Origin of the sequence: Streptococcus gwangjuense (assembly GCF_003627155.1) — a bacterium.
GTDB classification, from domain to species: domain Bacteria; phylum Bacillota; class Bacilli; order Lactobacillales; family Streptococcaceae; genus Streptococcus; species Streptococcus gwangjuensis.
Genome location: NZ_CP032621.1, coordinates 264,047 through 278,618, shown reverse-complemented (window position 1 = coordinate 278,618; position 14,572 = coordinate 264,047). Strand labels below are relative to the sequence as shown.

15 protein-coding genes are annotated in these 14,572 nt (G+C 42.3%); 8 read left to right on the top strand and 7 right to left on the bottom strand.

Translation table 11 applies throughout. From position 1 onward, the window contains the following. Window positions 1-4: 4 nt before the first annotated feature. Window positions 5-1,897: an endopeptidase PepO gene (gene pepO / locus D7D53_RS01265; protein ID WP_120769876.1), complete on the bottom strand. Its 1,893-nt coding sequence runs from the start codon at window positions 1,895-1,897 to the stop codon at window positions 5-7. 179 nt (window positions 1,898-2,076) lie between these two features. Here pepO and D7D53_RS01260 point away from each other — a divergent pair, with 179 nt between their 5' ends. From D7D53_RS01260 to D7D53_RS01220, 8 genes are all read left to right on the top strand, one after another. Next, window positions 2,077-2,799: a metal ABC transporter ATP-binding protein gene (locus D7D53_RS01260; RefSeq protein ID WP_064276573.1), complete on the top strand. Its 723-nt coding sequence runs from the start codon at window positions 2,077-2,079 to the stop codon at window positions 2,797-2,799. Beyond that, complete coding sequence (locus D7D53_RS01255) at window positions 2,796-3,644, top strand: metal ABC transporter permease (RefSeq protein WP_000559787.1); 849 nt, start codon at window positions 2,796-2,798, stop codon at window positions 3,642-3,644. The genes D7D53_RS01260 and D7D53_RS01255 overlap by 4 nt, the downstream gene beginning before the upstream one ends. Before the next feature lie 31 nt (window positions 3,645-3,675). Next, window positions 3,676-4,605 (top strand): metal ABC transporter substrate-binding lipoprotein/adhesin PsaA, encoded by a 930-nt coding sequence (gene psaA / locus D7D53_RS01250; protein ID WP_120769875.1) that lies wholly within the window; start codon window positions 3,676-3,678, stop codon window positions 4,603-4,605. A 236-nt stretch (window positions 4,606-4,841) separates the two neighbouring features. Next, window positions 4,842-5,336, top strand: coding sequence for a thiol peroxidase (gene tpx / locus D7D53_RS01240; RefSeq protein WP_020902427.1), 495 nt, complete (start codon window positions 4,842-4,844; stop codon window positions 5,334-5,336). A gap of 78 nt (window positions 5,337-5,414) precedes the next feature. Next, window positions 5,415-6,065 carry a metal-dependent transcriptional regulator gene (locus tag D7D53_RS01235; RefSeq protein WP_120769874.1) on the top strand — a complete coding sequence of 217 codons (651 nt, stop codon included), beginning with the start codon at window positions 5,415-5,417 and terminating at the stop codon, window positions 6,063-6,065. Between the two features lie 118 nt (window positions 6,066-6,183). Next, window positions 6,184-6,891, top strand: coding sequence for a nicotinamide mononucleotide transporter (locus tag D7D53_RS01230; protein ID WP_174705267.1), 708 nt, complete (start codon window positions 6,184-6,186; stop codon window positions 6,889-6,891). Window positions 6,892-7,019: 128 nt separating this feature from the next. Then, window positions 7,020-7,433, top strand: a complete 414-nt coding sequence (locus D7D53_RS01225; protein WP_049552188.1) for a hypothetical protein — start codon at window positions 7,020-7,022, stop codon at window positions 7,431-7,433. A gap of 18 nt (window positions 7,434-7,451) precedes the next feature. Continuing rightward, window positions 7,452-7,865 (top strand): hypothetical protein, encoded by a 414-nt coding sequence (locus tag D7D53_RS01220; RefSeq protein ID WP_080978360.1) that lies wholly within the window; start codon window positions 7,452-7,454, stop codon window positions 7,863-7,865. A 38-nt stretch (window positions 7,866-7,903) separates the two neighbouring features. On the opposite strand, the gene dtd is transcribed toward D7D53_RS01220, so the two are convergent. From dtd to cysS, 6 genes are all read right to left on the bottom strand, one after another. Further along, on the bottom strand, window positions 7,904-8,347 hold the full coding sequence (dtd, locus tag D7D53_RS01215) for a D-aminoacyl-tRNA deacylase (RefSeq protein ID WP_049552187.1): 444 nt from the start codon (window positions 8,345-8,347) through the stop codon (window positions 7,904-7,906). Between the two features lie 29 nt (window positions 8,348-8,376). Next, window positions 8,377-10,599, bottom strand: a complete 2,223-nt coding sequence (locus D7D53_RS01210) for a RelA/SpoT family protein (protein WP_120769873.1) — start codon at window positions 10,597-10,599, stop codon at window positions 8,377-8,379. A gap of 134 nt (window positions 10,600-10,733) precedes the next feature. Next, window positions 10,734-11,864, bottom strand: a complete 1,131-nt coding sequence (locus tag D7D53_RS01205) for an ABC transporter ATP-binding protein (protein ID WP_000229953.1) — start codon at window positions 11,862-11,864, stop codon at window positions 10,734-10,736. A gap of 112 nt (window positions 11,865-11,976) precedes the next feature. After that, window positions 11,977-12,846, bottom strand: a complete 870-nt coding sequence (locus D7D53_RS01200) for a helix-turn-helix domain-containing protein (protein WP_120769872.1) — start codon at window positions 12,844-12,846, stop codon at window positions 11,977-11,979. A 3-nt stretch (window positions 12,847-12,849) separates the two neighbouring features. Further along, the gene (locus D7D53_RS01195; protein WP_000567927.1) at window positions 12,850-13,236 is read right to left on the bottom strand and encodes a Mini-ribonuclease 3; all 387 of its coding nucleotides are present in this window, start codon (window positions 13,234-13,236) and stop codon (window positions 12,850-12,852) included. After that, window positions 13,229-14,572 carry a cysteine--tRNA ligase gene (gene cysS / locus D7D53_RS01190; RefSeq protein ID WP_120769871.1) on the bottom strand — a complete coding sequence of 448 codons (1,344 nt, stop codon included), beginning with the start codon at window positions 14,570-14,572 and terminating at the stop codon, window positions 13,229-13,231. The genes D7D53_RS01195 and cysS overlap by 8 nt, the downstream gene beginning before the upstream one ends.

Sequence of the window (14,572 nt, the reverse complement as noted above, 5' to 3'; positions counted from 1 at the left end):
TTCATTACCAAATAATCACGCGGTCTTCTGGTGAACGCCACATACCATCTCCTTCTTTGACATCATAGGTTGTAAAGAAATCATCGAAGTTTGGTACTTGCACATTGACACGGAGTTTGGCTGGTGCGTGCACATCGACACTAGCCAAAAGTTTCATAAATTCTGGACGACCTTTCATGCGCCAAATGCGACCGAAGTTGTAGAAAAATTCTTCTGCTGAGAAGTCTGGTTCTCTCTTGGCTGCTTCAAGCGCTGCAGCGATTCCTCCCAAGTCAGCCACGTTTTCTGACACAGTCAATTTACCGTTGATGGTTGCACCATAAGAATCCTGTCCATCAAATTGGTCAATGACTTTTTGTGTTTTCTCCTTGAAGGCAGCATAGTCACTCTCTGTCCACCAATCCTTTAGGCTACCATTTTCATCAAAGGAAGCTCCATTGGTATCAAAGGCGTGGGAAATTTCATGGGCAATAACTGCCCCAATACCACCGTAGTTAGCAGAAGATGACTGATGCAAGTCATAGAAAGGTGCCTGTAAAATAGCCGCTGGGAAAACAATCAGGTTCTTCTGTGGATTGTAGTAGGCATTGACCATATGAGCAGGCATGCCCCACTCCTTGTAATCTACAGGCTGGTTCCACTTACTCCAACTGTGTTTGATTTCCACACGCGCAAAGGCTAGAGCATTGTCAAAAAGACTAGCATTTTCATCCACTACCTTGTCTTTGTAGCGTGCTGGCAATTCTTCTGGGTAACCGATATAAGGCTTGATGACATTGAGTTTGACGATGGCCTTTTCACGAGTTTCAGGAGTCAGCCAGTCATTTTTAGCCAAGCGTTCCTTATAGACATCAATCATGGTTGCCACTTTTTTTTCTACGTCTGCCTTAGCTTCTGGGGAGAATTTTTCATGGGCATACCAGAGACCCAAGGCTTGTTTGAATGGACCTTGTGCTAGCTGGTAGGCTGCCTTGATCTTGTCTTTAGCTTCTGGAACTCCTGAAAGCGCACGGCTATAGGCACCTGACAAGATACGAATTTCTTCTGTTAAATAGCTGGTTGAGAGATTAACCACACTCAAAATCAAGGTTGCCTTGAGGAGAGGCCATGCCTCTTCACTATAGAATTGGTCTGCTGCTTGCCAGAAACGTTCCTCGTCTACGATAACCTTGTCTGGCACTTGTCCAAGAACGGCTTGGAAGAAGTCATCCAAAGGTAGGGCAGGCGCAAATTTCTTGAAATCTTCGTAATCATATGGATGGTAAAGTTTAGCATACTCTGAACTTTCTTCATTAGAAAGCACCACTGCTGCAATTCGGCGATCCAATTCAAGTCTTTTCTCTAGCAAGTCTTCAATTTCTTCATCAGAGAAATCATAAGCCTTGAGAAGATTTGCGCTGCTTTCTTTCCAAAGAGTCAAGAGCTCTTCGCGCTGAGGATGGTCTTCTGCATAGTAGGTCGTATCTGGCAGGATCGTGCTTGGAGCACTGGCCCATAGAACATTGATTCTTGCATCCATAAAGTCTGGCGATACACCAAAAGGAAGGAAGTTAGGTTTTCCTGCAAGTTCAAACTCTGCTAGTCTAGCAGTGAAATCCGCAAAAGTCTCCAACTCTTGGAATTCTTTAAGGAGTGGTAAGACAGGTGTGATACCGTCAGCTTCTCTCTTATCAAAATCACGAACTAGGCGGTGGTATTTGACAAAGTTTGCCAAGATAGCATCCTCAGGTACCTCTTTTCCTACCAACCACTTGTCTGTTGTCGCCAACATCAAGTCTTCAATTTCCTGGTCTAAATCAACAAAACCTCCCGTTTGAGACTTATCTGCTGGGATTTCAGCTGTCTTCTGCCATTCTCCATTGATAGCATCATAAAAATCATCTTGATAACGTGTCATCTTGTTCTCGCTTTCATTTTTTAAGTTATTGCTAGCTTAACAAAAATTGCTTGGGAATGCAATTAAAAATGGACTTTCCTTTTCCATCATTTTTCAGTTATTATTTTAAATTTTTCAAAAATTAACTTGACTTAATTTTTTTTTTAAGGTATATTAAGAGGCAGGAGGAATACAACTGTATGATACGTATCGAAAACCTCAGTGTCTCCTACAAAGAAACATTGGCACTTAAGGATATTTCACTAGTGCTCCAAGGACCAACAATTACCGGTATCATTGGTCCAAACGGTGCTGGAAAATCAACATTATTAAAAGGTATGCTGGGAATTATCCCACATCAAGGTCAGGCATTTCTCGATGACAAGGAAGTTAAAAAATCCTTACACCGAATTGCCTATGTCGAACAAAAAATCAATATCGACTACAACTTTCCCATCAAGGTCAAGGAGTGCGTCTCGTTAGGACTCTTTCCCTCTATCCCTCTCTTTCGCAGTTTAAACGCTAAACATTGGAGAAAAGTAGAGGAAGCCCTTGAAATCGTCGGCCTAGCTGACTATGCTGAACGGCAAATCAGTCAACTGTCTGGAGGTCAATTCCAGCGGGTCTTGATTGCCAGATGTTTGGTTCAGGAAGCCGACTATATCCTCTTGGATGAACCCTTTGTTGGGATTGACTCTGTCAGTGAGGAAATCATCATGAATACGCTGAGAGATTTGAAAAAAGCTGGGAAGACGGTTCTCATCGTCCACCACGACCTCAGCAAGGTTCCCCACTACTTCGATCAAGTCTTGCTTGTCAATCGAGAAGTGATCGCCTTTGGTCCAACCAAAGAAACCTTTACCGAAGCCAATCTCAAAGAAGCTTACGGTAATCGACTCTTTTTCAATGGAGGTGACCTATGATTGCAGAATTTATCGATGGATTGCAAAAATTCCATTTCCTACAAAATGCCTTGATAACAGCCATTGTCGTCGGGGTCGTAGCTGGAGCTGTGGGATGTTTCATCATCCTACGCGGGATGTCACTCATGGGAGATGCCATTTCACATGCTGTCTTACCAGGTGTTGCCCTCTCCTTTATCTTGGGCCTTGACTTCTTTATAGGAGCCATTGTCTTTGGATTGCTAGCTGCTATCATCATTACCTACATCAAGGGAAATTCGATTATCAAAAGCGATACCGCCATCGGCATTACCTTTTCTTCTTTCTTAGCCCTCGGTATCATCTTGATTAGTGTCGCTAAAAGTTCAACTGACCTTTTCCATATCCTTTTTGGTAATATCCTGGCCGTCCAAGATACGGATATGTTTATTACTATGGGTGTTGGGGCAGTCATTCTCTTGTTAATCTGGATTTTCTTCAAGCAACTCTTGATAACTTCCTTTGATGAACTCTTGGCTAAAGCCATGGGAATGCCTGTCAATTTCTATCACTACCTTCTCATGGTACTCCTGACTCTCGTGTCTGTGACAGCCATGCAAAGTGTCGGAACTATCCTGATTGTAGCCATGCTGATTACCCCAGCTGCAACTGCTTATCTGTATGCTAATAGCCTGAAAAGCATGATTTTCCTTTCCTCAACCTTTGGAGCTACTGCTTCAGTTTTGGGACTCTTTATCGGTTATAGCTTTAACGTTGCGGCAGGTTCTAGTATCGTGCTCACAGCTGCTAGTTTCTTTCTCATTAGCTTCTTTATCGCTCCAAAACAACGATATTTGAAACTGAAAAATAAACATTTGTTAAAATAAGGGGTAAAGCCCCAATAAATTGGAGGATCTAATGAAAAAATTAGGTACATTGTTCGTTCTCTTTCTTTCCGTCATTGCTCTTGTAGCATGTGCTAGCGGAAAAAAAGATGCAGCTTCTGGTCAAAAACTAAAAGTTGTTGCCACAAACTCAATCATCGCTGATATTACTAAAAATATTGCTGGTGACAAGATTGATCTTCACAGTATCGTTCCTATTGGTCAAGACCCACACGAATACGAACCACTTCCTGAAGACGTTAAGAAAACTTCTGAGGCTGACCTCATTTTCTATAACGGTATCAACCTTGAAACAGGTGGCAATGCTTGGTTTACAAAATTAGTAGAAAATGCTAAGAAAACTGAAAACAAAGACTACTTTGCAGTTAGCGAAGGCGTTGAAGTTATCTACCTTGAAGGAAAAAATGAAAAAGGAAAAGAAGACCCACACGCTTGGCTTAACCTTGAAAATGGGATTATCTTTGCTAAAAACATTGCCAAACAATTGAGCGCCAAAGATCCTAACAACAAGGAATTCTACGAAAAAAATCTCAAAGAATATACTGATAAATTAGACAAACTTGATAAAGAAAGCAAGGATAAATTTAATAACATCCCTGCTGAAAAGAAACTCATTGTAACCAGCGAAGGAGCATTCAAATACTTCTCTAAAGCCTATGGTGTCCCAAGTGCCTACATCTGGGAAATCAATACTGAAGAAGAAGGAACACCTGAACAAATCAAGACCTTGGTTGAAAAACTTCGCCAAACCAAAACTCCTTCCCTCTTTGTAGAATCAAGTGTGGATGACCGTCCAATGAAGACTGTTTCACAAGACACAAACATCCCAATCTACGCACAAATCTTTACTGACTCTATCGCAGAACAAGGTAAAGAAGGCGACAGCTACTACAACATGATGAAATACAACCTTGATAAGATTGCTGAAGGATTGGCAAAATAATACTCTTCGAAAATCTCTTCAAACCACGTCAGCTTTATCTGCAACCTCAAAGCGGTGCTTTGAGCAACCTGCGGCTAGCTTCCTAGTTTGCTCTTTGATTTTCATTTAGTATAAGCCTCTGAAAAACGTCATTCTCTCATGAGCTGGCGTTTTTTCTATATCCATATTTCCGGTCAAATCATTGGAAAATTCCGACTGTTTCAGCTAAAATGGAAGAAAAAAGATTGGAGTATCCTATGGTAACTTTTCTCGGAAATCCTGTGAGCTTTACAGGTAAACAACTACAAGTCGGCGACAAGGCACTTGATTTTTCACTCACTACAACAGACCTTTCTAAAAAATCTCTGGCTGATTTTGATGGCAAGAAAAAAGTCTTGAGTGTCGTGCCTTCTATCGATACAGGTATCTGCTCAACTCAAACGCGTCGTTTTAATGAAGAACTGGCTGGACTGGATAATACGGTTGTCTTGACTGTTTCCATGGACCTCCCTTTTGCCCAAAAACGTTGGTGCGGTGCTGAAGGTATTGAAAATGCCATCATGCTCTCAGACTATTTCGACCAGTCCTTTGGACGTGATTATGCCCTCTTAATCAATGAGTGGCACCTATTGGCACGCGCGGTCTTTGTCCTCGACACTGACAATACTATTCGCTACGTTGAATACGTGGACAATATCAATTCTGAACCAAACTTCGAAGCCGCAATTGCAGCTGCTAAAGAACTAAATTAGAAGCCATTGTGGCAGATAGCTAGAGAAATCTAGCTTTTTTTGATATACTAGATAAAGATATTAGACAAGAGGAAACGAATGACCCCGAATAAAGAAGATTATCTAAAGTGTATTTATGAAATTGGCATAGATTTGCATAAGATTACCAACAAGGAAATTGCAGCTCGTATGCAAGTCTCTCCCCCTGCCGTAACTGAAATGATTAAACGGATGAAGAGCGAAAATCTCATCCTCAAGGACAAGGAATGCGGTTATCTACTGACTGACATCGGCCTCAAGCTGGTCTCTGAGCTCTATCGTAAGCACCGTTTGATTGAAGTTTTTCTAGTCCATCATTTAGACTATACGAGTGACCAGATTCACGAGGAAGCTGAGGTATTGGAACACACTGTCTCTGACCTGTTCGTGGAAAGACTGGATAAACTACTAGGATTCCCCAAGACCTGCCCCCACGGAGGTACTATTCCTGCCAAGGGAGAACTCTTAGTTGAAATCAATAACCTCCCACTAGCTGATATCAAGGAAGCTGGCGCCTACCGCCTGACTCGGGTGCATGATAGTTTTGACATTCTCAATTATTTGGATAAGCACTCACTTCACATCGGTGACCATATCCAAGTCCAGCAGTTTGATGGCTTCAGCAATACCTTCACTATCCTTAGTAAAGACGAGGACTTACAAGTAAGTATGGACATTGCCAAACAACTCTATGTCGAAAAAATCGACTGATTTCTCAAGTACCCCAACCACCCCTGAAAATTTTATTTTCAGGGTTTTATTTCTATCATTTGATTTTACTTTCATTTAGTTGTATAATATTTGTCAAAAAAGAAAGATATCTTAATATATGAAAAAATCACTAAAAATTTTTGCGACATCCAAATGGTTTGATCTCTTCGGGGTTGCTTTGGTCGTTGGGATTGCGATTGCATCTGGTTACCTCAACTCACGCCTCGATAAATTTGTAGACTGGGGACCATGGACAGCTCTTGTACCCTTTGGATTAATTTCCGTAACCAACGTTGGGATTTCCATGTTGTCCACTCGTTTCACGGGAAAATTAAGCAAATGGGGAAATTACTTTGGTATTGTTAATACGATTTTATCTGGTACCATTGATTATATCCTTGGAAATAAGGCAGCCATCATTACCTATCCCGTCACCTTCCTCATTTATACCTTTGCTATTAAGAAATGGGAAGCTTCGCAAGAAGGCAGACCCAACCAAATGAGCCAAAAACAGCTAAAATTAGCGGCCATCATCATTTCCATCATCGCCTTCCTCTTTGCCTTTGTGACCAACTATATCGGTTATGGAGGCAAGATGAATCTCCTTGCCTACGTGACAACTATTGCCTTTGCACTGTCTCTCATTGCCAATGCTTTTAACGCATTGAAACTAACAACTCAGTGGGGCTTTTGGTTGATTTACAATTTTGTTCAGCTGACAAAAGCTGGTATTCAAGGGAATTTTGCCAATATTGGAAAATACATCTTTTATATCCTCAATGCAATCGGAGCTTTATTTGTCTGGAATGATGAAGAAGTAAGATAATAGAAGAAAACTTAAATAAAAAACAAGTCGACTTAAGAGAATCTCCCTTCTGCTATTTTTATCATTTTAGTTGTAACTCCCATTCTTTTGGAGTAGAATGAAAATAGATAAAAGAGGGAGGTCATCTTATGAAAAAACTCTTTAGACTCCATTTTACAGCAATTGCAGTTATCGATTTGCTACTATTCGCATTTTTTAGCACTAGACCCGAGACAGATTTCGACCGGCTCTTGCTCACTGGTTTTATTTTCCTCCTTGCTCAAGGACTACTGCTATTTCGCTTGGTTGTCCAACTCAAACATCAATTCGCTGAGATTTATCCTCAAATCAATAAAAAGATTCGCTTCTACTATTTAGGGGTGCTCATCAGCGACTTTCTATTTTTTGTCCTTTTAGCCTTCGTTAGTTCTCAGCATTTTTACTCTCTTATGCCAATCATCACTGCTTGCCATTCTACTTTTTATTATAGGACAGCGGACTACCTAAGAAACAACTATCCAGACTTTTACGGCAAACATATCTCTTTATGGGAGTGCCTATAAGGAAAAGGAGGTTTTAGCATGAAAAAAATCATCTTCATCAAAAGCATTCAACTCCTTGTCATTGATGGAATCATGCTGGCATTTTTGACATTTAAAGAGGGACTTACTTGGGACTGGATTTTGATTTATAGCGGTTGGCTCATTTTCTTTCATCCTGTGCTATTGACCTATCTTTCCAACCAACTTTGTGACCACTTTAGTCAACTCTATTCCCAGATTAGACTCAGATTCTGGCGTTTTGCCTTACAAATCCTCCTATGGGATAGCCTGATCATTCTCTCCTTGATATGTTTAAGTGGTATGCCACTTTTCCTTCAGGGAACTCTCCTAATCTTAGGACACCTCATCCCTTCCTACCGCATAAGCCAAAGCCTGAAAAGAGATTTCCCCAAGGCATATCAGGAACCGATTTCATTTTGGAGTATTTTGTGATAGATAAGAAAAACCAAGCCGACTGGGCTTGGTCTTTCTTATCTATTTTTAGTATCAAGGATAATGGTAACTGGACCGTCATTGACCAGTTCAACCTGCATATCCGCTCCAAAGATGCCTGTCTGAACGGGTACTTCTTGCGCTAATTTTTTATTGAATGCATCATAGAAGTCTGATGCCATATCAGGCTTGGCTGCACCTGTAAAGGCTGGACGATTGCCTTTCTTAGTATCCGCAAAGAGGGTAAACTGAGAAATAGAGAGGATTTCTCCTTCAATATCTTTGACAGACAGGTTCATCTTGCCTTCTGCGTCTGAAAAAATCCGCATGTTGACAAGCTTTCTCACAGCATAGTCCAAATCTTCCTCTTGGTCCTCTGGTCCAACACCAACCAGCAATAAGAGTCCCTGATTGATTTTTCCCTGAACCTGACCTTCGATACTCACTTGAGCTTTTTTGACTCGTTGAATAATGATTTTCATAATAGCCTTTCTAGTAAGAACTCAGACCATTAGCCGTTGGTCCGTTTGACAGAATAAACTTCTGGCACACTCTTAATCTTATCTACGACCGTGGTCAGCGTCGAGAGGTTAGCAATGCCGAAGGACACATGGATATTAGCAAATTTCATATCCTTGGTTGGTTGGGCGTTGACCGTTGAGATATTCTTAGTAGTGTTGGAAAGAACTTGCAGTACATCGTTCAACAGTCCTGTACGGTTGAGGCCGTAGATATCGATATGGGCCATATACTCCTTATTTGAGCTAGAGTACTGGTCTTCCCATTCCACATCAAGGAGACGTTGCTCGTAGTTTTCTTGAGCGCGCAGGTTCATACAGTCCACACGGTGAATAGCCACACCACGCCCTTTAGTGATATAGCCGACGATGTCATCACCAGGAACAGGATTACAACACTTAGCAATCCGCACTAGGAGTCCTGAGGCACCTTCAATGACCACACCACCCTCATGCTTAACCTTGAGGGTTTCTTTATTTTCAACCTTGATCTCGCCACCTTTGACAAGTTCCTCTGCTTCCGCCTTGGCCTTGGCACGCTCTTCCTCACGGCGTTCCTTTTCAGTCAGACGGTTAAAGACGGTAATAGCACCGATTTCTCCAAAACCAATAGCCGCAAAGAGGGATTCTTCTGTCTTGTAGCTGGTCTTTTGCAGAACTTGGTCCATATGACGCTTGTCCATGAATTTATTGGCCACATAGCCATTTTCTTGGAACTGAGCCATCAGCATCTCACGACCCTTGTTGACAGACAATTCCTTATCTTGGTTTTTAAAGAACTGGCGAATCTTGTTACGAGCCTTGCTGGTCTTGACCATATTGAGCCAGTCACGGCTCGGTCCAAAGGAGTTCGGGTTGGTGACAATTTCAACCTGATCCCCTGTCTTGAGCTTAGTTGTAAGTGGAACCATACGACCATTGACCTTGGCACCAGTTGCTTTTTCACCGACTTTGGTATGGATTTCGTAGGCAAAGTCAATCGGTCCTGAATCTTTTGGAAGAGAGCGGACAGCTCCATCTGGGGTAAAGACGTAAATCTCCTCAGCCAGATAGTTTTCCTTAACTGAATCGACAAATTCCTTGGCATCATCGGCCTGGTCTTGGAGCTCCATCATCTCCTTGATCCAGTTCATCCCAATGGCTGATTCCTTGCTGTTAACCTGCCCCTTGATGCCTTTCTTATAAGCCCAGTGAGCTGCAACCCCGTACTCAGCGACCTCGTGCATTTCCTTGGTACGAATCTGGAATTCAATCGGCCCTTTTGGTCCATAGACGGTCGTATGGATAGACTGATAACCATTGGCCTTGCGGTTAGCAATATAGTCTTTAAAACGGCCAGGCATCGGTTTCCAAAGCTCATGCACATAACCAAGCATGGCATAAACATCACTTTGGGTATCCAAAATACAACGAATGGCAATCAGGTCATAGATTTCCTCAAAACGTTTTCTCTTATCCTGCATTTTGCGGAAAATCGAGTAAATATGCTTAGGACGACCGTAAATCTTCCCTTTCAAGTGACGATCCGTCGTATATTCCTCTAATTTTGTAACTACCTCATCCACCAAGGCTTCACGCTCTCTGCGTTTTTCCTTCATCATATGGGTAATCTTGTAAAACTCCGTTGGATTAAGATAACGGAAAGATAGGTCTTCCAATTCCCATTTAACGCTAGAAATCCCCAGACGGTGGGCAAGCGGCGCATAGATTTCCATGGTTTCTTTAGAAATACGCTCCTGTTTGTCTTTTCGAAGATGTTTCAGGGTCCGCATATTGTGCAAGCGGTCAGACAGTTTAACCAAAATAACACGGATGTCCTCAGACATGGCCATGAGCATCTTGCGATGGTTTTCCGCTAATTGCTCCTCAATTGATTTGTACTCGACCTTACCAAGCTTAGTAACCCCATCTACGATTACCCGCACATCAGGACCAAACTCTCTTTCCAAATCGTCCAAGGTCGCATCTGTATCTTCCACCACATCATGCAAGAAACCACAAGCTACCGTTACGGCATCCAGCTTGAGCTTGGCTAAAATACCTGCCACTTGGATAGGGTGAATAATATAAGGCTCACCTGATTTGCGATATTGACCACTATGGCATTCCACCGCGTAGACCAAGGCCTTATGGACAAAATGGACATCCTCTTCCGTTAAATATTCTTTAGTTAAAGCGACAACTTCTTCGCCTGTTAAATTCACTTCTTTCGGCATCTCTACTCTCCAATTCTTCCTACCATTTTATCACTTTTTTAAGAATATGAAAACTAGAAAATTCCCTCTCAATCAATCCACATCTCAAAAAACACTGCCAGATTTCTCTAGCAGTGTTTTAAATTTCTTTTATCTTAGTAAACCGTTCTTTCAGTTTCTACATCGAAGAAGTGTGCTTTGTTCAAGTCAAATCCAAGTTCAACTGTTGCACCTGTTTGCAAGTAGTCACGAGCATCAACTTTGGCAACAAATTCATCTTTACCAACTTGGCAGTAAAGGTGAGATTCTGAACCAAGCAATTCTGATACTGAGATAGTAGCTTTGACAACTGATTCTGGGAATGTTTCAAGGAAAGCAGGTTCTGCATTCACATCTTCTGGACGGATACCGAAGATCAATTCTTTACCTTCGTAGCCTTTTTCACGAAGAACTTTCAATGCGCCTTCTGGAACTTTCAAACGGAAACCGTCAGAAACAATTTCGCTACCAACCAATTTCACATTGATGAAGTTCATAGCTGGGCTTCCAATGAAGCCTGCTACGAATTTATTAACTGGGTTTTTGTAAACTTCTTGAGGAGTACCGATTTGTTCTACACGTCCGATAGTACCTGTACCAGCAGGGTTCTTAGTTGCTGACATGATAACGATACGGTCTGCCAGTGTCATCGCTTCTGTTTGGTCGTGAGTTACGTAGATAGTTGTAGCTCCGATACGACGGTGGATTTTCGCAATTTCAGCACGCATTGATACACGAAGTTTGGCATCCAAGTTTGACAAAGGTTCGTCCATCAAGAACACTTTTGCATCACGGACGATTGCACGACCCATGGCAACACGTTGACGTTGACCACCTGAAAGGTCAGCTGGTTTACGTTCCAAGAATTCTTTCAATCCAAGGATTTCAGCTGCTTCTTGCACACGTTTGTCGATGTCTTCTTTGCTGTATTTACGCAATTTCAAACCGAAAGCCATGTTGTCATAAACAGTCATGTGTGGGTAAAGAGCGTAGTTTTGGAATACCATGGCGATGTCACGGTCTTTTGGAGCGACGTCGTTGACAACCACGCCATCGATAGATGCAGTTCCTTCTGTGATATCTTCAAGACCAGCAATCATACGAAGAGTTGTTGATTTACCACATCCTGAAGGACCTACGAAAACGATAAATTCTTTGTCTTTGATGTCCAAGTTGAAGTCTTCAACTGAATAGTGTTCGCTGTTTGGATATTTTTTGTAAATGTTTTTAAGATTCAATTCTACCATGAGGTGAACTCCTTTTGTCTTTTGATAGTTTTATTATAGATGAAAACGCTTTACATTTCTATGGCAAGATGACTAAAAAAATAAAAAAGTTCTGTGCAACTTGCACAAAACTTTAGAGAATATCTGGTAAAATCAACTGATAGCACAAGGTGAGATCCGTCAATTCCTTCAACTGAAGCCCTGTCAACTCTTCCCATTTATCAATCTTATATTGAAGAGAATTGCGGTGCAGATAGAGTTGCTGGGCTGTTTTTGTTAGGACAGCACTATTTTCCCAAAGGGAGAGAATGATTTCCTGAATCTGATCCTGGTCCAAAATCATCTGGTGCAGGCATTCCTTGATTGCTCTCAGGTCAACAATTCTTTCCCCCATACTCCAAAGATAGAGTTGTGAAAAGGTATGAACACCTTGGTGACCCTGACGCCACCAAGTCTTAAACAAATCTCGCTCTGCTTTGATTAAGTCTGATAGGGCTTGATGTCCTGTCTGAGACCAAACCTGACCTAACATGATAGAGAGACGCAGTCCAAAGTCATACTCAACCGCTTCAATCGTATCACTTAAAATAGCTCGTACAGAGGTGTATTTATCTTGTTGAAGTACGAAAACATAATCCTGAGCCCCAACCTGAAGCACCGTCTGACAGTTAGGAAAAAGGGTCCTCATCATATCTAGCCAAGAGGATAGATTTTCCTGCTGAAAATAGGAAAGATGACAGTAAACCAGCTGAATCTTTTTAAAAGCTTGTGGTGCCTGTCCCTTACCCTCAATCAGATAGGAATACCAAGGATTGAGCGAACGAGCCTGCTCCTGCTGGGTCAAAAGAGAAATCAACTGCTTTTCACGCTCACTGAGCCCAGCTTCCTCCAGCAAAATCCACCGCTGAGAAGCTAAAGGGAGCGTGAGATAGCCCTCTTTCTCTACTGGTTGGTCTGAAATCTGAGCTTCAGGAAACCAGTCTTGTAGTTCTTTTGCCATCATACCCTAGCCCTCCACTTTTTGGATACACCATGAAATCAAGCTCTCAAGACGTTCCAGATTTTCAGTCATATGGAGATAACCCATGACGGCTTCAAAACCTGTGGACATACGGTAAGTCACCACATCAGCATTTTTGGCCTTGGTGTGGCTATTGGTATTGCGGCCACGTTTGTAGATTTCTTCTTCTTTTTCCGTCAGGACTTGCTCTTCTAACATGAGGGAAATCAGGCGAGCCTGAGCCTTGGCTGAGACATACTTGGTGGCCTCTTGGTGGAGTTTATTGGGCTTTGTCATGCCTTTGAGGATGAGGTGACGGCGAATATACATGGAATACACCGCGTCCCCCTCAAAAGCTAACGCAATTCCGTTAATGAGATTGACATCAATCACGTGTCCACCTCACTCCATCTTTGGTGTCAAGGAGCTTAATCCCTTGAGCAGCCAATTGGTCACGGATCTGGTCCGCTGTCGCAAAATCACGACTGGCACGCGCTTCTTGGCGTTTTTGGATCAAGTCTTCAATCTCAACGTCCAAAACTTCCTCAATAAAGACAATTCCAAAGACTTCCAACATATCCGCAAAAGCTTGCTTGACACTTGCATCATAGTTGCCAGAATTGATCCATTTGGCCATTTCAAAAACAACTGTGATACCGTTGGCAGCGTTAAAATCTTCATCCATAGCTGCTACAAACTTATCTTTAAAGGCTTGTAACTCTTGGGCGTCCACATTTCCTGTAAATGGTTGCTCATAAGTGTTCTTCAAATACTTGAGATTGGTCTCAGCGTCTCGCACTGCCTTTTCCGTAAAGTTGATAGGCTTGCGGTAATGCTGAGTCGCAAAGAAGAAACGAAGCACTTGCCCATCAAGAGTTTTAAGGGCATCGTGCACTGTGATAAAGTTACCCAAGGATTTGGACATCTTGACATTATCAATATTGACAAAGCCATTATGCATCCAATAGTTGGCAAAGGTCTTGCCAGTTTTGGCTTCTGACTGGGCAATTTCATTGGTATGATGAGGAAACTCTAGGTCGGCTCCACCACCGTGAATATCAATGGTGTCGCCCAAAATCTCTGTCGACATGACTGAACACTCGATGTGCCAGCCCGGACGACCAGGTCCCCAAGGACTGTCCCAAGAAATCTCGCCTGATTTGGCAGCTTTCCAGAGGGCAAAGTCTACAGGATTTTCCTTACGTGCCGTTTCTTCATCGGTACGACCTGAAGCACCTAGTTCCAAATCTTCCAAGGTTTTATTTGCTAATTTAGCATAGTTGTGGGATTTTTCCACACGGAAGTAAACATCTCCTTGGCTCTCATAGGCAAAACCTTTTTCAATCAAGTCTTCCACAAAACGGATGATGTCAATCATAAACTCCACTACACGCGGATGGCGAGTCGCAGGTTTGACGCCCAAGGCCGTCACATCCTCACGAAAGGCAACGATGTACTTGTCCGCAACCTCCTGTGGCGTAATGCCTTCTTCCTTGGCACGGTTGATAATCTTATCATCCACATCCGTAAAATTGGAAATATAGGCAACCTCATACCCACGGTACTCAAAATATCGACGAATGGTATCAAAAGCTACCGTCGAACGGGCATTCCCCACGTGGATATAGTTATACACGGTTGGCCCACAAACATACATCTTGACTTTGCCGTCCTCAATCGGGACAAACTCTCGCAAATCACGAGACATGGTATCGTAAATTTTAATCAT